Raw genomic sequence first — 18671 nt, 5'->3', positions numbered from 1 at the left:
GGGCCCTCAGGCTGCGAAGCCGACTCCGGTGGCGTACTCGTAGCCGCCCCAGTCGGAGCCGAGGTCGGCCAGGACCTCGTCGGTCCACTCCTCGTCCAGGGCGCGTTCGTCGCCGGCCGCCCAGGTGCGGACGATGGCGTCCCAGCGGCGGACGTTGACGCTACGGTGACCGGCAACGCCCGCCCGGCGGTGCTGGTCGCGCACCCCGGACTGGTCGTGCGGGTGCAGTTCCACCCGGGTGCCCCGGCCTCCGTTGTTCAACCGGCGGATCAACGACCGGACCACGTTGCGCCGGCGCAGGTCCCGGTACGCCGCGTCGATCCGGCGCAGGTTCGCCCGGCTCGGCGTGCGGTCCTCGGCCGGCCAGGCCGCGAGGGTGCGTGGCGTGACGGCGATGCCGGCGGTGTCCATCGCCTCGTAGCCGGCTCCGGAGGCGGTGAGGTAGCGCAGATGTGCGGCCAGGCCGCGTTCGGTGTCGACGGGCGAGGCGACGCCGTCGGCCGGCTCGTCCAGCCGCCCAGCCGCCCGGCCATGGCGCCAGGGCGCCAGGGCGGAGGCTCGCATGCCGTACTTGCCGGACTCCAGGGAGCGGTACGGCATGCGGCGTTGAGTTCATTTCCTTGGTCTGGAGGGTGTAGGTGTCCTTGTCCTTCACGTCGCCCACCCCGCGTCCCTCGGTGAACACGGTGCGCCAGTCGCCGCCGCGGCTGCGGTCCGGGGCTGGTGGCGTGATCGCGGCCGGATCACCGAGACCTGGCACAGGACTTTCACGAGTGGAGCGAAAACCCCGACGCCCGAGCAGAGTAAGCCCGTTGACCCACAGGAACCGCCGACCGGGCGTTCCGTGCCTCGCCCGCCGGAACGGCCGTCGGAAAGGACGCGGGCAGAAACAACACGAACGAAGTGTCGGAAGTCTGGGCTAGGTTCGGCCCGTGAACCACAGCAGCTCCAAGGCCGGGGCGCCCCGCGAGCCTGACTTGCCGCCCTACCGGGTAGTCCTGGGGGAAACTGATTGGGGTTCGCTCCAGACGGCTTTCGGAACCGGTGAATGCCTTCCCGAAGTCCTGGCACGGTTGCTGGAGCCTGATTCCAAGGTGCAGGTCGCCGCTTTGTCGGAACTGACGGAGCTGGTCGGCCACCAGAACAGCATCTACGAAGCCACCGCCCCCGTCGCCATGTACGTCGCCGGTATCCTCGCCCACCCGGCGGCCATGACCCTGCGGCCGTATCGCAACGTCCCCATCCGCGCAACATTGTTGAACTGGTTGGTTTCCACGGCCTACGACGCCTCCGACGAGATTGTCGACCGCACCGAGCAGTACTTCCCCGGCTTCCTCACCCCCGACACCACCCTGGCAGCCTTCCGGGACCTGCGCCCGATGCTTTATCGAGCCGTCGTGCCCTACCTGCAGGACGATCACCAGGACGTGCGCGAAGCCGCCGGCCTCGCCGCGCTCGTCCTCGCCGAACACCCCGCGCTTGCCCGGCACCGCGATCACCTCGCCGTGCACGCGCGCCGCATCCTGGACACCGGCAGCGACGACCTTGACCGGCGCGTTGCCCGGAAGGCCCTCGAAACATGGGGCCACGACGTCACCGGGATCGAACCTTCCCAGGAGGAACCCTGGGACTGCGGGCCACACAGCGATGGCCGCGGCGATCTCGAACCTCCCTTCTGACTGGTTGGGAGTTCTCGGGCAACACTTCTGGTACTCAAGCACGGGAAGACCCGCAGCGATCGCGCCCCGTTGTTGCCCGACGCCCACCGCGCGGCTGCCGCGACGCATCCGCATTCCGAAGGGCCCTGCCCCCACGGCGGCCGGGCCCCGACCGGACATCGGGAGAAACGATCCATGGCCGACCCCACGCCGGCCATCCCCTCAGCCGCGCCGAACTCGCCCGCCGCTACGGCGTCGATCCCTCGATCATCACGCGCACGCTGCAAAGGGCCGCAAACGCCCACGCCAAGGACCAGCGGCGATCACGCGTCGGGTCTCCCCGACGCCCCGTCGTACACCGCGGCCGAGATCGCCATCGTCGGGGCGTCTCGGCGATCGGGGAACTGTGGGACTGGCGCGTCGCGCGCTGCAGTGCTCCTCGCCGACCCGGAGCACGCCCATCTCGCCCCGGACGTCCGGCGCTGCATCGCCCGCTACGGACGCGTGGCTCGACCGCGCGGCGTCGTGAACGAACGCTGTCGACCGGCCTGGATGGAACCCGCACCGACACACCGCCCCTCGAAGGGAGCACGCCATGATCCACCACACCTCTTTCGTCCTGCCCCGCAGGCGGCGACGATCCGCCACGGGACACACCGTTCGTCGTCCTGGCCGGCGAAACCGACGAGGACATCCGGCACATCCCGCTCGTGACGTCCCTGCACCGCATCGACAACCACGCCCGCCTGTTCCAGCGCGACGACCCCCGGTTCGACAACCAGGCGATCCCCGTCTCCGACGCCTGGATCACGGCCGTGAACGGCTACGAACACGCGGTCAAGTTCGTCATCGTCCTCGAACCGGTGGCCTCCGGCGCCCCGAGCACGTGGGCGCCGCTCCCGGAGGGCTTCAGGGGCCAGGACCTGCCCCGCTGGGTCGGATCGATGATCCTGGCGCAACTGCGCATGGTCGTACGCGAGGTCCCGGTGACCGCCGGCTCCACCCCCTGGACATGGCCTTCGTCCACGACGCCCCCCGCTCGATCGAGGCATGGGCCCAGGCCCTGGTCCCGCGCCGACGCATGGAACCCGCGGAGTGGCAGCGCCGGTATCCGGCCATGCGCGGCATCCTCGCCTGCCAAGGCTGTGCCCCGCTCACGGGTTGGTCGAGCTGCCAGGTGGACGAGAAGGGAATGTTCCCTCTGGTGGGACCGAGGCGTCCGCGGGGGCGCGGTGAGGGGCGGCCCGGGCGCAACGGCGTCGAGGCCACACTCTCCCAAGGAGCCCGTGCTTTCGGCATGCGCCGGTCGCGCTACCGCAGCCAGTCCAAGGCCCACCTTCAGCACCTGTTCACCGCCGCAGCGATGAACCTCGCGCGGCTCGATGCCTGGACTGAAGCGCCCTGGTACATCGACAACAGGTCGTTGTTGTCCCGTCCCACGGGTTCGCACGGAACTGCATCACAAGGATCCACACTTCGTCGTTCGTCAGGTCCTCGATGGGGCGTAGACGGCTACCGACGCGGGCAACGTCCTCACCCGGATCCGGGTGCTCACCACGAATCGGGCGGACGGGGCGAATGCGCCGTCGACGTGTTGGTGCCTGCCGGGCGCCATTCCTCTCGTCTCCCGTTCGTCGGGGCCGGCCGGCTGCCAGACTGGGGCGGTGACTACGGCGAAATCGGCGGCATCGCAGGGGCTTCCGGCGTCGAGGCTGGGCAGGAAGTTCACGCTGCTGTGGTCGGCCTCGTCGGTCTCCGCCGTGGGTGACGGCGTGCGGGAGGCGGCCCTGCCCTTGTTGGCCGCCACGGTGTCGTCGTCACCGAGCGCCGTGGCGTTGGTGACGGTGGCCGGAACGCTGCCCTGGCTGGTGATGTCCTTGGTGGGGGGTGTCCTGGCCGACCGGTTCGACCGGCGGCGCCTGATGTGGCAGGTCGACCTGGTGCGCGCCGTGGTGGTCCTGGGCTTCGCCGCGTGGGTGCTGGTCGCGAGCCCGCCGTTGGTGGTGCCGGTCCTGCTGGCCTTCGTGCTCGGATGCGGCGAGACGGTCTTCGTCAACGCGTCCACGTCCGCCCTGCCGGATGTGGTGCGGCCCGAGCAACTCGAGGCCGCCAACGGTCGTCTGGAGGGCGGTCTCATCGTCGGCGGACACTTCGTCGGCCCGCTGCTGGGCTCCGCCCTGTTCGTCGTCGGCGCGGGGTACCCGTTCGCCGTGGACGGCGTCTCCTTCGTCCTGGCCGCCGCCCTGGTGGCCGCGTTGGGTCGGTCGAGCGCGAGCACGCCGTCACCTCGTCGCCCGGTGGCGGCGGACATCCGCGAGGGCGTTCGCTGGACTTGGACGCACCGCGGGATCCGGCTGCTGGCCATCGTGGCAGCGGTGGCGTCGATGGCCTTCTATCTGGCGGTCACCATGCTGGTGCTGCTGTTGACGAAGACCCTGGGGGCGTCGCCCGTGGCGTACGGCATGGTGTTGGCCTCGGGTGCCGTCGGCGGAGCGTTGGCCGGCGTCACCTCGGGCCGGCTGCGCAACCGCCTCGGCCTGACGTCCAGAATCGGTCTGTCCTTCTTCCTGATGGGAGCCTCACTGCTGGGTCTGGGGGTCGGCTCCTCCGTGGCCTTGGCGGCCGTCCTGTACGCCGTGGCCAGTTTCGGTGTGGTGACCTGGAACGTGCAGGTGGTCTCCCTCAGGCAACGGGTCGTACCGCGTCGGCTTCTCGGTCGGGTCAACAGCTGCTACCTGTTGCTGAGCCGTCTGGGGATCCTGGTCGGCGCCGGGCTCAGCGGCTGGCTCGGTTCCGCGTTCTCCGTGCGCACCCCCGCCGTTCTCGGCGGTGTCGTCCTGCTCGCGTCCCTCGTCGTGGTCCCCAGGTTGGCGAGTCTCGAGGCGGTTCGAAGCCGACCCGCCGGACTCGACGGCGCAGCCGATCCGGATCCGGATCCGGATCCGGATCCGGATCCGGTCGACGATCCGACGCTCCCCCGGTGACCGGGCACCGCTTTCCGCAAGGCCGGGCGCGGCTCCCACCGCGCCCGTCCACGGTCACCGAACGACCGCGTACGCCTGTTGCCCGCGCGGACTCGCCGCCGCCAGCACGCCGCCGTGCGAGTCCGGGCCCGTGGCACACACCTTGCCCAGGGTCATCGGCGCGACCGTCTGCACCTCGTGGCCGCGCCGGCGAAGCTCGGTCAGGACGGCCGGATCGAACCCGTCCTGCTCCACGACCGCGGCCAGCGGCCGCGCCCGACGGGGCGTGAACGAGCTCGGTACGTGGTCGGTGTGGAAGGTCGCCGCTTCCACCGCCTGCTGGGGGCTCATGCCGAAGTCGACGTGGTTGACGAAGAAGTTCAGGGTCCACTGGTCCTGTTGGTCGCCCCCGGGCGTACCGAAGGCCAGATAGGGGGCGCCGTCCCGGAGCGCCAAGGTCGGACTGAGCGTCGTACGGGGCCGTTTGCCCGGAGCGACGGAGTTGTTGTGCCCCTCGTCCAACCAGGCCATCTGGCCTCGGGTGCCCAGCGGAAATCCGAGACCGGGGACCACAGGGGAGCTCTTGAGCCACCCGCCACTGGGGGTGGCGACCACCATGTTGCCGTCGCGATCGGTCGCACTCACGCAGCACGTGTCGCCCTTCGCCGCCGTCCGCTGCAGGACGGTCGGGATGCCGTCGGCCAACTGCCGCAGCCAGTCCGGGTCGCCGGAGGAGGCGGACACGTCCAGTACCGGGGGAATCCACGGTTTCCGACCGTCGGGGGAGCCGGGGCGCAGGACATCGGACGCCTCGGATCCGATCAGGGTCCGGCGGGCCGCCGCGTAGGCGGGGTCGAGGAGGCCGGCCAGCGGCACGTCGGCGTGCTCCGGGTCGCCGTACCACGCCTCCCGGTCCGCGAAGGCCAACTTGGCGGACTCGATCACGGTGTGCACGTGGTCCGCGCTCCCGAAGCCCATCGCGTTGATGTCGAAGCCCTCCAGCAGGGCCAGTTGCTGGAGGAAGACCGGGCCTTGGGACCAGGGACCCGCCTTGTGCACGCTGTGACCGCGGTAGTCGAGGGCCACGGTGGCCTCGACGGGTACCCGCCAGCCGGCCAGGTCGTCACCGGTGAGCAGGCCGCCGTTGTGCCGGCCGGTGGAGTCGATCGGCTCCTCGGTTGCCATGAACCGGTCGACGGCCTCGGCGACGAATCCCTCGTAGAAGGCCGAGATCGCGGCGTCCGCCTGTGCCTCGCGCGTTCGTCCGCCCGCCGTGGCCTCGGCGAGGATGCGGCGATATGTCCGGGCCAGCGCCGGATTGCGCATCCGGGCGCCGGGCGCGGGAGCCGCGCCGTGGTGCAGATAGGTACGGCCGGACTCGGTCCACTCGTCGCGGAAGAGCGGCGCCATCACCTCGATCATCGCGGCGGTTTTGGGCAGCAGCGGATATCCGTCCTCGGCGTAGCCGATCGCGGGCTCCAGCACGTCCTGTACCGTCAGCCGGCCGAAGTCGCGCAGCAGGCGCATCCAGGCGCCGAAGGCCCCGGGCACGGTGGCCGCCAGCAGTCCGGAGCCGGGTATCACCGCCAGCCCGCGCCGGCGAAACGCCTCGGGCGTCGCCTGCCGCGGCATCGGACCCTGTCCGCAGACGACCTGGGTGGACCCGGTCGCCGCGTCGTAGACCATGATCGGGACGTCTCCGCCGGGGCCGTTCAGATGCGGCTCCACCACCTGGATGACCAGGGCCGCGGCGGTGGCGGCGTCGAACGCGTTCCCGCCGCGGTCGAACATCGCCACGCCCGCCGCCGAAGCGAGCCAGTGCGTGGAGGAGACCGCGCACGCGGTGCCGTGCAGTTCCGGACGATGCAGCACGAGACGTCCTTCCGAGGGGTCGGTCAGGGGAATTCGACGGGGTCCGCGAGGTGTCCGGAGGCGACCGGTGTCACCCGGCCGGTCACGCTGCCTCGCACCACGAGGCCGTTCTCGACCGTCACCGTGCACTCGAGCAGTGCGGGGCGGCCCGCCTCGGCTCCCTGGCGGACCGTGTATCCGTGCTCGCCGTTCGTGGCGGGCAGTCGGCCGGCGACGATCAGCCACCCGCCCAGGGCCATGGCCACCGGTCCGCAGGCGGGGTCCTCGGGGATGCCGAAGCCGGGGGCGAACAGCCGGGCCCGGGCAAGGCGATCGGCCGGGTCCCAGGTGAACAGGCACAGAGCCGGCAGCGCGACGTCGCGCATGTGCGCGTAGTCGGGTCGGGCCCGGGCGATCGCGCCGGCGCGGACGGGGAGCACCGCGAAGCCCCCGCCGAAGCCCGCCAGTCGCGGCCCGCCGGCGCCGTCCGCATCGGCGAGGTCGGCCTCGGTCAGCCCCACCGCGTCGAGCAGTGGTTGCCGATCCAGCGGCTCGCCGCGCACCGGACCGGTCGCGTGCAGGGTGGCACGGTCGGCCCGCGCCGCGAGCACCTGGCGTCCGGTGCCACATTCCTGCACCAGGTGGCCGGTGGGAACGCGGCCCAACCGAGCCAGCGTGGCGGCGGTCCCCACGCCGGAATGCGCGCCGTGCGGTGATTCGGCGTCCGGACCGAAGACGCGCACCCGGTACGACGCGTGGGGCGAGGTCGCGGGGAGGACGAAGGCGGTTTCCGCGGCGCCGAGTTCCGCCGCGACGCACTGCATCACGGCGGACGACAGTCCCGTCGCGTCGGGGACCACGGCCAGGGCGCTGCCCGTGAAGGGACGGTCGGTGAACATGTTGACGAGCTCGTAGCCGATCATCGTGTGCCCGTCGACGTGAAGAGCTTGCCGGCGATCCGCTCCACGACCTCGGGGCTGCCCTGGTAGGGGAAGTCGGCTCGGGGCCAATGGACGACCAGGTCGGTGAAGCCGATGTCCGCGAACAGCCCGCAGGCGTCCTCGTAGGCGTCCACCGAGTCGATCACGCCGGTGATCATCGCGCCGGTGACGACCAGGCGGCGCACCGTGGAGGGGTCGCGGCCGATGTCCGCGCACGCCGCGTCGAGGGCGTGCGCCTGTGCGCGAAGCTTCGCGATCGCCGGTGCGTAGCCGCTCGGTTCACCCCAGCCGGCGTCGCCGGCCGTCACCCAGATGTCGGCGTGGCGAGCCGCCAGCCGGATGCCTCGGGGGCCGGTCGCGGCGATGGCCAGGGGCAGGCGCGGGCGCTGGACGCAGCCCGGCACCATGAAGGCGCCGTGGGCTTCGAACCAGGCACCCCGGTGGTCGGTCACCCGTCGGCGCAGCAGCAGGTCGGTCATTTCGACGAACTCCGCGAAACGGTCGTGGCGTTCGGCCGGGGACGGGGGTGTGTGGCCCAGCACCCGGTCGTCGTGGCCTCCGGCGCCGGCGCCGAGTCCGCAGATCAGCCGGCCGGCCGAGATGTCGTCGAGGGTCATCAATTCCTTGGCGAAGGTCACCGGGTGCCGGTAGGACGCGCCGGCGACCATCGTCCCGAGTGCGATCCGGGAGGTGGCCTCGGCCGCGGCCGCCAGCGTGGGGACGGCGCCGAACCAGGGCTTTTCGCGGAACCATCGCCACATCAGGTGGTCGTAGGTCCACGCGTGGTCGAAGCCGAGTTCCTCGGCGTGCGTCCACAGTCGCCGCGCGTGCGACCAGCGCTGCTCGGGGAGCAGGATCACCCCGTGCCGCATGGTGCTCACGAGGCGGTCATCTCCTTGGCCACCCGGGCCGCGGAGAAGCCGGCGGCCAGACCGGCGACGCGAAAGAGCGAGGGGGTCAGATCCTCCTCGCACTCCACGATGTCGGGGTGTCGCATCTCCGCCAATGTCTCGTCCCGGCTCTCGGGCGACCCCGGATACAGGCCGTTCGTGGCGAGGTCCATCACGATGGCCTTGTTGCGCCGCAGCAATTGCGCCAGGATCTCCTGCCGCGTGGTCGGCGCCCGCAGGGTCAGGAAGTAGCAGTCGAAGATCCCCTCCCACATGCGGGGCTGGTTGGCGTCGCGTTGCGCGACCGACTGCTGGAGCAGCGACCTGCCGCCTTCCACCAGCTTGGCCGCGACCCCCAGGTGGATGCGGTGGCTCAACTCGACCTGTCGGACCAGCCGTTCCCGCTCGGAGTCGACCACGGGCGGCAGTTTCCGGCCTCGGAACAGGCTTCGTACCGGCGGGTAGTCCGGCGCCCAGGTACCGCTGAAGGTGCTGTGCAGCCGATGCATGCTCGGTCGGATGTCCGCGTTGTAGATGGCGCTGTTGCACGAGCCCGTGTACAGCAGCATCCCGCAGTACGCCCGCACGTATTCCGTCACGGCGACCGAGGCGGCCTCGCGGTCCTTCGGGTTCGAGGACAGTCGCGACAGTTCGTCCGCCAGCAGGCGCCAGATCACGAAGGAGACGTGATGGCCGATGATCCAGCGAAACCAGAACAGTTGCCCCAGGCGGCTGTCGTCGACGGGCGGGGTGATCCCGAAGCCCTCCTTGGCCCGGGCCAGAAAGCCCAGGCACGCGTCGTCGAGGTCGGCTTCGTCGCGACTGCCGCCGTCGGGCGCGGCGCTGTTCGGCGCCGGCATCGTCAGCGGTTCCAGGCCGTAGGGGTAGTCGCCGAAGTCCCAGCCGTTGGTTCCGGGCAGGGAGAGCGCGGCGACGGCCGACGGGCGCCTCATGCGTTTTCCCCCACTGCTCCCCCGATGCAGGTGAACTCGAATTCCAGGCCGTTCACGTCGAGACAGTAGAAACTTTGGGTGCCCTGCGCGTCGGTCACGATCTCGGTGGGTTGCTCCGGGTCGACGAACGCGTAGCGGTGCGAAGCGGAGAGTTCCAACCAACGGCTGCGCCAGGTACGCAGTTCGGCGGGCGTTTCGACGCTCAGGCACACGTGTTGGAAACGAGGTGCGTCCGGCGCGGCCCGGCGATCGGCGGGAGTGCCGCGTTCGAAGAGATGGAAGTGCGCGGCCCCGACGGCCAGTTCGGCCATCCGCACGACGCCGGGCAGGCGGGATACGGTCAGGTCCGAGAATATGTCCGTCGCCCAGGTCAGCCGGCCGCCGAAGAAGTCCTCGTACCATGAAATCGAGTTGTCGAGGTTGTCCGTCTGCACCGCGATGTGGTGCAGAACGGGCACCGATTCGAGATCGGGCATACGAATCCTCTCCGGTGGCCGGCGGCCTGCGCCGGCCCGGTTCCGACATCCTGCGCGGCTCAGAGCCCTTCGAGTTCGAAGATGACCTCGCCGACGGCGATGTCGATCGAATTTTTACTCCTGAGCCGCCAACCGCCTTCCTCGAAAACGGATTCCCAGTCGCGCACGGTCGGAATGAACGTGCCCATCATGTCGTGCGCGACCTCGAATCCCAGCGCGAAGATCGGCAGGTCACGGTCGGCGACTCCCTCGCTGCGGGTGGCGTCACCCAGCAGGAATCTGCGCGCCCGCGGGAACAGGATGCGCAGCCGCCGAAGGTTGTCGATGCACCGTTGCCGGGGCCAGAAGTCGTGCCCCATCATGAAACAGGTCAGGAGTTCGACCTCTTCGAACACCGGAACCGGGGCCATCGTCAGCACGTCGGCCTGCACGAACGTCATCCGGTCGGCAAGGCCGGCCGCGGCCGCCGCGGCGGTTGCCATCCGTACGGCCGGCTGGGCGATGTCGATGCCCACGGCCCGGGTACCCGGATGGCGGCCGAGGAGTTGCATGAGCCGCTCGCCGCTGCCGCAGCCCAGGTCGGCGACGACGTGAAAGTCGAAGTCCAGGCCCTGCACCGTCTGCCAGAACCAGGGGTCGTAGCAGAACTCGCTGATCTCCCGGCACGCGAAGGCGATGGCGGCGCTGTCGCGCGGGCAGAAATTTCCCACCCGGTTCTCGGTGCGCACGACCTCGGGCGCCCGCCGGAACAGATCGGCACTCCCCCTGGTGAGCCAGTGAAAGAACGATTTGTTTCGGTATGCCTCGGAGAAGTGAACACCCGGTAATATCTTGAACTCTTCGCGCTCGACGATCTCGACCGCCGACAGTGCCCGAAAGAGGCCGAGAACGGAAACGGTGTCGAGTCCCCGTTCGGCCGCGAAACTCTGCACGTCGAGCATTCCCTGCGTGTGTAACTCGTCAAACATACCGAGTTCCCAGGCGGCCCCGATGGCCGAAGCCGCCACCGCAGAATTGTATATGTGGGTTATCGCTCTTTCGCTGTCCCCCGGCGTCACATCCACCCCTCTCACGCAAAATGGTGAGAAACAAAAATTTACGACAGGCGACATTTAATATCCATGATCACGATCGGATAACGCAAGTGACGTGCGTCACATCGGCGTCGTGTTGACAGGGCGACCGCACCGACGGCAGGTTCACCATGACCCACCTGGACGACCAGGGCCGCCGACCACTCGGCACGCCGGGACGGCGGCTTGAATTCATGTCACCCCGCCTGCCGTGCGGCCTCCCTGGATAGGGCTCGGCGCGACCGTCGGACCGGAATGCGGCAGAGTGACTGGAGTTCACGTTGTCCGATTCGTCAGCAGACATACACTTATCAGGAAATTCTTCCGTCTCGTCATATACCGAGTGGGATCCACTCGAAGAAGTGATTGTCGGGATAGTTGACGATGCCACGTTTCCCCCGTGGCACGCGTCACTGGAACCGGTCATTCCGGCACACCAGCACGAGACCTTCCGCCGCTGCGGCGGGCAACCGTTTCCCGCGGAGCTGATCGCCGCGGCCCGCAAGGAACTCGACGAGTTCGTGCACATCCTCGAAGCCGAGGGGGTGACGGTCCGACGCCCCGAGCCGGTCGCGCAGCGCACGCCCTACGCCACGCGCGACTGGACCAGTACCGGTCTGTACGCGGCCATGCCGCGGGACTGCCTCCTGGTGGTGGGCGAGGACGTCATCGAGTGCCCGATGGCCTGGCGCTCCCGGTACTACGAGACCCTCGCCTACCGGCCGCTCCTGAAGGAGTACTTCCGGACCGGCGCCCGGTGGAGCGCCGGACCCAAGCCCGAACTCACCGACGAACAATACGACTTGACCTGGACCGAGCCGGCCGAGGGGATGCCGACCCGGCTGATCGTGACCGAGTTCGAGCCGACCTTCGACGCGGCCGACTTCCTGCGGCTCGGGCGCGACATCGTCGCGCAGAAGAGCAACGTCACGAACGAGTTCGGCATCGACTGGCTGCGCCGCCATCTCGGTGATCGATACCGGATCCACGTCCTCGAGTTCGACGACACGCACCCCATGCACATCGACGCCACGCTGGCCCCGCTGGCTCCCGGGAAGCTGCTCGTGCACCCCGAGCGGGTGTCGAAGGTGCCCGCGATCTTCAAGGGCTGGGACGTGATGCGCGCCCCCCGGCCGGTGATTCCCGACAGTCACCCGCTCTACCTGACCAGCAAGTGGATCAACATGAACGTCCTGATGCTGGACGAGAACCGCGTCGTGGTCGAACGCGGCGACGAGCCGATGATCTCCGCGATGAAGGAGTGGGGCTTCACCCCCATTCCGTGCAGCTTCCGCAACTTCAACAGTTTCGGTGGCTCCTTCCACTGCGCCACCCTCGACGTGCGACGCAGCGGCGGACTCGACTCCTATCTCGACCACCCCGGCTGACCCACCGCAGGGAGCACCTCGCCAAGCGTCGTCTCGATCTGGAGTGTGAGATGTCGGACCGCAGCGCCGGACGTATCGAGCTCATGGCAGGGCAGCGGGGCCTGTGGTACGCCCATCGATTCGACCCCCGGAGCCCGATCCTCAACGAGGGCGAGTATCTCGACATCGACGGCTCCCTCGACATCGGCCTGTTCGAGGAGGCATTGCGGCAGACCGTGTCCGAGGCGGAGACCCTGCGGCTGAGATTCTTCGAGGACGAGGACGGGCTCCGCCAGGAGGTCGACCCGGACCTCGAACATCGCCTGCACGTCGTCGACGTGAGCGCGGACCGGGACCCGCACCGGTCCGCGCTGGAGTGGATGAGCGCCGATCTGGCCCGCCCGCGCGACCTCGAACGCGGCCCGCTCGTCACGTTCGCGCTCTTCAAACTGCACGATCGGCGCTTCCACTGGTACCAGGGCTGCCACCACATCGTGAACGACGGATTCGGCTTTCCCCTGGTGGTCGCCCGCGTCGCCGAGCTCTACACCGCCCTGTTCGAGGGCGGCTCGGCCGACGGCGAACCCTTCGAGTCCGTGCAGGCCCTCGTCGACGCCGATGCGGCGTACCGCGCCTCCCCCGCGTTCGACGAGGACCGGCGGTACTGGCTCGACCTGCTGGCGGACCGGCCCCGCCCGGTGTCCCTGGCCGGCGGGGCGGTGCAAGGACCGGCCCGCGCGCGCCGGCGCGAGACGAGGAACCTGGACCCCGCGGCGGCCGACCGACTCCGGTCCGCCTGCCGCGGCTTCGGAACCAACCTGGCCGGCCTCGCGGTCGCGGCCACCGCGCTCTTCGCCGCCCGGGCCACGGGCGAGACGGACGTGGTCATCGGCTTCGCCGTACCCGGCCGCGGCCCCGGCATCGAGCAGACGATTCCCGGAGTCGTCGCCAACGTGGTCCCCATCCGCCTGTCGGTGCGTCCCGAGACGACCCTGGCGGACCTGGTCGACCGAAGCCTTGTCCAGGTCCTGGAGGCGATGCGCCACCAGCGATACCGCTACGAGGACATCCGCCACGACCTCGGCCTCGCCCCGGGGGAGGTGCCCTGGGCGGTCTCCCTGAACGTCATGCCGTTCGACTACCGAGTCACCCTCGCCGGCCGGCCCTTCCTCGCCCACAACCTCGCCACCGGGCCCTTCGAGGAGATCTCCCTGAACCTGTGGGACATCTCGCGCGACGGCAGCCTGCAACTGGCCGTCGACACCGACCCCGACCGGTTCGACGAGCGCACGCACGCCGGCTGCGCGCGCCTGCTCGACGAAGCGCTCGACCGCGTCGTCGACACGCCGGGCAACACCCCGGTGAGCCGAATCGACGTGCTGCCGGCCGCCGTTCGGCGGCTGCTCCTGACCCGGTGGAACCCGCCGTCGGCACCGCTCCCCCCGCGCACCCTGTCCGAGCTGCTCGCCGAGCAGGCCCTGCGCACCCCGGAGCGAACCGCGCTGGTGTACGGGGACACCTCCTTGACGTATGCCGAACTCCGGGCCCGGGCGGGGCGGCTGGCCCGCGTGCTCACCGAGCGGGGCGTCGGACCCGAGCGGTTCGTGGCCGTACTGCTGCCCCGCTCCCCGGCGGGCGTGGTGGCCTTCCTGGCGATCCTCACCGCCGGAGGCGCCTACGTGCCGATCGATCCCGGATACCCGCCGGAGCGCATCGCGTACATGCTCGACGACGCGCGACCGGCTCTCGTGGTGACGACGGCGGACCTGGCGCGGGGACTTCCACCCGGCTGGACCGGGCCACGGTGTCTGGTGGTGGACGAGGTCACCGGCGCCGCCGACCGGACACCCCTCGCCGAGTCACGCGACGCACCCGCGCCCGACCTCCTCCCGGCGCATCCGGCGTACGTGATCTACACCTCGGGGTCGACCGGACGCCCCAAGGGGGTGGTGATCGAACACCGGTCGATCGCCCGGTACGTGGCGCACGCCGTCCAGGCGTACGGCGTGGGCGAGCGGGACCGCATCCTGGCGGCGTACGCCTTCACCTTCGACGGTTCCATGCTCGAACTGTGGGTCTCCCTGGCCGCCGGGGCGCAGATCGTGCTGGCCGACGACGACCAACGGCTCGACGCCGAAGCCCTGCAACGGCTGATGGCCGCCCACCGGGTCACCGTCGCGCATCTGTCCCCGGCCCTGATGCATCTGCTGCGGCCCGACGAACTGCCCGCGCTGCGCACGGTGTCCGCCGGTGGCGAGCGCGTGCCGGCAACGCTCGTGGACCAGTGGGCCGCGGACGGACGAAAGTTCTGGAACGGATACGGACCCACCGAGACCACCGTCGACGCCACGCAGAAACTGTGTGTCGCGCCCTCCGACGGCCGATCGCCGCCGATCGGCCCACCGGTCACCCACGCCACGGCGTACGTGCTGGACGCCGGTCTGCACCTGCTGCCCCCGGGCGCCGTCGGCGAGCTCTACATCGGCGGACCCGGCCTGGCCCGGGGCTATCTGCGGCGCCCCGGCCTCACCGCAGAGCGCTTCGTCCCGAACCCCTTCGGTGCGCCCGGATCGCGGATGTACCGTACCGGGGACCTGGTGCGCTGGACGTCGGACGGCGATCTGGACTTCGTCGGGCGGGCGGACCGCCAGGTCAAGATCCGCGGCTTCCGGATCGAGCCGGGCGAGGTGCAGGCCGCCCTGGCCCGGTGCGCCGGCGTCGCCGCCGCGCTCGCCGTGGTGCGCGAGGACCCCGGCACCGACAAGCGCCTGGTCGGCTACCTGGTGCCCGCGGCGGGAGCGCGGCCGGACATCGCCGCGATCCGTGCGCAGGTGGCCGGCTTCCTGCCCGACTACATGGTGCCCGCCGCCTTCGTCGTGCTGGACGCGCTGCCGTTGACCACCGCGGGGAAGGTGGACGAGCGCGCCCTGCCTGCCCCGTCCCGCCAGGCCCCGAGCGGCGGACGCGAGCCCGGCACACCCGCGGAGAAGGCGCTGTGCGCGATCTTCGCCGAGGTGTTGGGCCTGACCTCGGTCGGCGTCGACGACAGCTTCTTCGCGCTGGGCGGCCACTCCCTGTCGGCGACGCGCCTGCTCACCCGGATCCGGACCGTGCTCGGCCGGGAGACGGGCATTCGGACCGTGTACGAGGCACCGACCGTCGCGGCGCTGGCCGCCCGGCTCGGCACGGCCGGCCCGGCCCGGCCCGCACTGGTCCCGGCGGTGCGGCCCGACCGGATCCCGCTGTCGTTCGCCCAGTCCCGACTGTGGTTCCTTCGACAATTCCAGGGGCCGGTCGCCACCTACAACGAAGGCATGGGGCTGCGCCTGCTCGGTGCCTTGGACGTCGCCGCCCTGCGCGCCGCGCTGCGCGACCTGGTGGGCCGGCACGAGGTACTGCGCACCGTGTTCCCGGCCGACGACGGCCATCCGTATCAACACGTGCTCTCCGCCGACTCGGTCGACCTCGACCTGCCCGTGGTGCCGATCGACCCGGCCGACCTGGCACAGGACCTGGCCCGGGCCACCCGGCGGGCGTTCGACCTGGAGTCGGAGATCCCGCTGCGCGCGCGGTTGGTCGCCCTGTCGCCCAGGGAACACGTCCTGTTGCTGGTGATGCACCACATCGCCGGCGACGCCTGGTCGTTGCGTCCGCTGTTGGCTGATCTGGGCCGGGCATACACCGAGCGCGCCGCCGGACGGGAACCCGGCTGGGCGCCGCTCCCGGTCCAGTACGCCGACTACACCCTGTGGCAGCGGGACCGGCTCGGCTCGGCGGCGGATCCGGACAGTGTCCACGCCGGACAACTGGCCTACTGGCGGCGGGCCCTGGCCGAGCTGCCGCAGGAGATCAGCCTCCCGTCGGACCGGCCCAGGCCCGCCCTGCCCTCCTACGCGGGCGACTCGGTTCCGCTGGAGATCCCGGCGCACGTGCACCTGGGGCTGGTGAACCTGGCCCGGGCACACGACGCGAGCACGTTCATGGTGCTCCAGGCCGTGCTGGCCGTGCTGCTGTCCAGGCTCGGAGCCGGCGACGACGTCCCCATCGGTGCGCCGGTGGCCGGACGTCTGGACGACGCGCTGGAGGAGTTGGTGGGGTTCTTCACCAACACCCTCGTGGTGCGTACGGACCTGTCGGGAGATCCGACCTTCACCGAGTTGCTCGCCCGGGTGCGGGAAACCTGCCTGGACGCCTACGCCCACCAGGACGTCCCCTTCGAACTGCTGGTCGGCGACCTCGCGGTGGAGCGTTCCCTGGCCCGGCATCCCCTGTTCCAGGTGGCGCTCGTGCTGCGCAACACTCGCTCGGGCGAACTGGTGCTGCCCGGCATCGAGGTGCACCCCGAGTCGGTGTGGACCGGCATGTCCCCGTTCGACCTGGTGGTGGAGTTCGACGACGAGTCCGCCGGGTCGCAGGGTCCCACCGGACTGAGCGGCGCCCTGCTCTTCGGCACCGACCTGTTCGACCGGAGCACCGCGTTGTCCATCGCGGACCGGCTGCGGCGCCTGCTCGAACAGGTGGTGAGCGAGCCCACCCGCCGGATCGGCGCGTTCGAACTGTGGGCGCCCGGCGAGCGCGAGCGGGTGGTGCGGGACTGGAACGACACGGATCACCCGGTCGTCGCGACCACGCTGCCGGCCCTGTTCGAGTCCCGGGTCGAGCAGGGCCCCGAGCGCACGGCGGTCACCGCGCCCGACGGGAGCATGACGTACCGCGAGTTCAACGCCCGGGTGAACCGGCTGGCGAGGCTGCTGGTGGCCGCCGGGGTGGGGCCCGAATCCGTGGTCGCCCTGGCCGTGCCGCGCTCGCTCGACCTGGTGGCGGCGGTGTGGGCGGTGCTCAAGGCGGGTGCGGCGTACCTGCCGCTGGATCCGCAGTATCCGGCCGAGCGGATCGCCTTCCTCCTCGACGACGTCCGGCCGGCCCTGCTGCTGACCACCGTGCGCACGAGTGCGGAACTGCCGCCCGGCGTCCCGCGCCTGCTCCTGGACGAGCCGCGGACCGGCGCCGCGGCGGCCGCCGAGTCGGCCGACGACCTGCGCGACGACGAACGGACCGGGCCGTTGTCGGCACTGCACCCGGCGTATGTGATCCACACGTCCGGCTCGACCGGCAGGCCCAAGGGCGTCACCATGGGTACGGGCGCGATGGTGAACCTGGTGCAGGCGCACGCCCGGTGGGTCCGGCGGGAGCGGACGGGCATCGGCGGCCCGGTGGCGCAGTTCGCGGCGATCAGCTTCGACGTCTCGGCCTGGGAGATCATCGAGACCCTCACCTCCGGCAGGCACCTGGTCGTCCCCGACGACGAGGTCCGGCGCGACCCGGCGGCGTTCACCAGATGGCTGGACAAGCACGAGGTGGAGCAGTTCTGCGCGCCGAACGTGATGGTCGAGGCGGTGTGCGAGGCGGCCCTGGCCCAGGGGTTGGCGCTGCCGGCACTGCGTGACATCGGACAGGGCGGCGAGGTGCTGCGACTGACCCCCCGGGTCCGGGAGTTCCTGTCCGCGCGGCCGAAGGTGCGGCTGCACAATCTCTACGGCCCCACCGAGACGCATCTGGTGACCGCCTTCTCGCTGCCGGCGGACCTGACGCACTGGGAGTCCTCGACCGCGCCGTTGGGAACGCCGATCTGGAACACCCGGATGTACGTGCTGGATCGCACCCTGCGGCCGGTTCCGCCGGGGGTGACCGGTGAGTTGTACATCGCCGGCGCGGCCCTGGCCCGCGGGTACTGGAATCGTCCCGGCCTGACCGCCGACCGGTTCGTGCCGAACCCCTTCGACGGCCCCGGCGAGCGCATGTACCGCACCGGCGATCTGGTGCGCTGGTCCGGCGACGGCCGGTTGCACTATGTGGGCCGCGTCGACGAACAGGTCAAGGTGCGCGGGTTTCGGATCGAGCCCGGAGAGGTGGAGGTGGTGCTCGCCCGGCACCCGGACGTCGACCGGGTCGCGGTCGTCGTGCGCGAGGACCAGGCGGGAGAGAAGCGGCTGGTCGCCTACGTCGTGCCGGCCGCGGGCACCCGTCCGGACCCGGTCGCGCTGCGCCGCTTCGTGGCCGAGTCGGTGCCGGACTTCCTGGTGCCCACCGCGGTGCTGATCCTGGCCGACCTGCCGCTGACCGTGAGCGGCAAGGTCCATCGCCGGGCGCTGCCCGCCCCGGACTTCGCGCAGTTCGCCTCGACCCGGACACCGGCTACGCCGGAAGAGGAGGCCCTGTGTGCGCTGTTCGCGGACGTACTGCGACTGGAGCGGGTCGGACCGGACGACTCCTTCTTCGACTTCGGCGGTCATTCGCTCCTGGCCACCCGACTGACGAGCCGGATCCGGACCGTACTGGGCATCGACGTCGAGGTGGGCGCGGTGTTCGAGGCGCCGACGCCGGCGGCGCTGGCCGCCCGGATCAAGGGCACCAAACGTTCGCGCCGGCCGGCGTTGCGGCGGATGCCCCGCCCGGGGCCCGCGGCCGAAGAACGGAGCGACGGCTCGTGATTCACTCG

At 70.7% G+C, this 18671-nt stretch carries 12 protein-coding genes; 5 read left to right on the top strand and 7 right to left on the bottom strand.

What is annotated here, in order from left to right:
* Positions 1–6: 6 nt before the first annotated feature.
* Positions 7–600 (bottom strand): transcriptional regulator, encoded by a 594-nt coding sequence (locus ACFZBU_RS36030; protein WP_391587949.1) that lies wholly within the window; start codon positions 598–600, stop codon positions 7–9.
* Between the two features lie 332 nt (positions 601–932).
* On the opposite strand from ACFZBU_RS36030, the gene ACFZBU_RS36025 reads away from it, so the two are divergent.
* The 3 genes from ACFZBU_RS36025 to ACFZBU_RS36015 all read left to right on the top strand — a co-directional run bounded on the left by ACFZBU_RS36025 (position 933) and on the right by ACFZBU_RS36015 (position 4642).
* The gene (locus ACFZBU_RS36025) at positions 933–1679 is read left to right on the top strand and encodes a hypothetical protein (RefSeq protein WP_391587948.1); all 747 of its coding nucleotides are present in this window, start codon (positions 933–935) and stop codon (positions 1677–1679) included.
* Between the two features lie 574 nt (positions 1680–2253).
* The gene (locus ACFZBU_RS36020; RefSeq protein ID WP_391587947.1) at positions 2254–3426 is read left to right on the top strand and encodes a transposase; all 1173 of its coding nucleotides are present in this window, start codon (positions 2254–2256) and stop codon (positions 3424–3426) included.
* Positions 3323–4642: an MFS transporter gene (locus tag ACFZBU_RS36015; protein WP_391587946.1), complete on the top strand. Its 1320-nt coding sequence runs from the start codon at positions 3323–3325 to the stop codon at positions 4640–4642. Before ACFZBU_RS36020 ends, ACFZBU_RS36015 begins: the two co-directional genes overlap by 104 nt.
* Before the next feature lie 54 nt (positions 4643–4696).
* Here the strand turns inward: ACFZBU_RS36015 and ACFZBU_RS36010 are convergent, their stop codons facing one another.
* The 6 genes from ACFZBU_RS36010 to ACFZBU_RS35985 are packed head-to-tail and all read right to left on the bottom strand — an operon-like array spanning position 4697 to position 10739.
* Positions 4697–6493, bottom strand: coding sequence for a gamma-glutamyltransferase family protein (locus tag ACFZBU_RS36010; protein ID WP_391587945.1), 1797 nt, complete (start codon positions 6491–6493; stop codon positions 4697–4699).
* A gap of 23 nt (positions 6494–6516) precedes the next feature.
* On the bottom strand, positions 6517–7395 hold the full coding sequence (locus tag ACFZBU_RS36005) for a PhzF family phenazine biosynthesis protein (protein WP_391587944.1): 879 nt from the start codon (positions 7393–7395) through the stop codon (positions 6517–6519).
* Entirely contained in the window at positions 7392–8285 is an 894-nt protein-coding gene (locus ACFZBU_RS36000) for an LLM class flavin-dependent oxidoreductase (RefSeq protein WP_391588058.1), read from the bottom strand. Before ACFZBU_RS36000 ends, ACFZBU_RS36005 begins: the two co-directional genes overlap by 4 nt.
* A gap of 5 nt (positions 8286–8290) precedes the next feature.
* Positions 8291–9256, bottom strand: a complete 966-nt coding sequence (locus ACFZBU_RS35995) for a hypothetical protein (protein ID WP_391587943.1) — start codon at positions 9254–9256, stop codon at positions 8291–8293.
* Positions 9253–9732: a VOC family protein gene (locus ACFZBU_RS35990; protein ID WP_391587942.1), complete on the bottom strand. Its 480-nt coding sequence runs from the start codon at positions 9730–9732 to the stop codon at positions 9253–9255. Before ACFZBU_RS35990 ends, ACFZBU_RS35995 begins: the two co-directional genes overlap by 4 nt.
* 59 nt (positions 9733–9791) lie before the next feature.
* Positions 9792–10739: a class I SAM-dependent methyltransferase gene (locus ACFZBU_RS35985; RefSeq protein WP_391587941.1), complete on the bottom strand. Its 948-nt coding sequence runs from the start codon at positions 10737–10739 to the stop codon at positions 9792–9794.
* A gap of 428 nt (positions 10740–11167) precedes the next feature.
* Here ACFZBU_RS35985 and ACFZBU_RS35980 point away from each other — a divergent pair, with 428 nt between their 5' ends.
* Together ACFZBU_RS35980 and ACFZBU_RS35975 are read left to right on the top strand one after the other, a co-directional pair.
* Complete coding sequence (locus ACFZBU_RS35980) at positions 11168–12193, top strand: hypothetical protein (protein ID WP_020555674.1); 1026 nt, start codon at positions 11168–11170, stop codon at positions 12191–12193.
* A 50-nt stretch (positions 12194–12243) separates the two neighbouring features.
* A complete protein-coding gene (locus tag ACFZBU_RS35975; protein ID WP_391587940.1) occupies positions 12244–18663 on the top strand; it encodes an amino acid adenylation domain-containing protein in 6420 nt (2139 codons plus the stop codon).
* Positions 18664–18671 lie beyond the last annotated feature (8 nt).

The organism is Embleya sp. NPDC008237 (assembly GCF_042956465.1).
Taxonomy (GTDB): domain Bacteria; phylum Actinomycetota; class Actinomycetes; order Streptomycetales; family Streptomycetaceae; genus Embleya.
The sequence above is the reverse complement of the archived record's forward strand: the minus strand, read 5'-3'. Positions and strand labels throughout refer to the sequence as shown.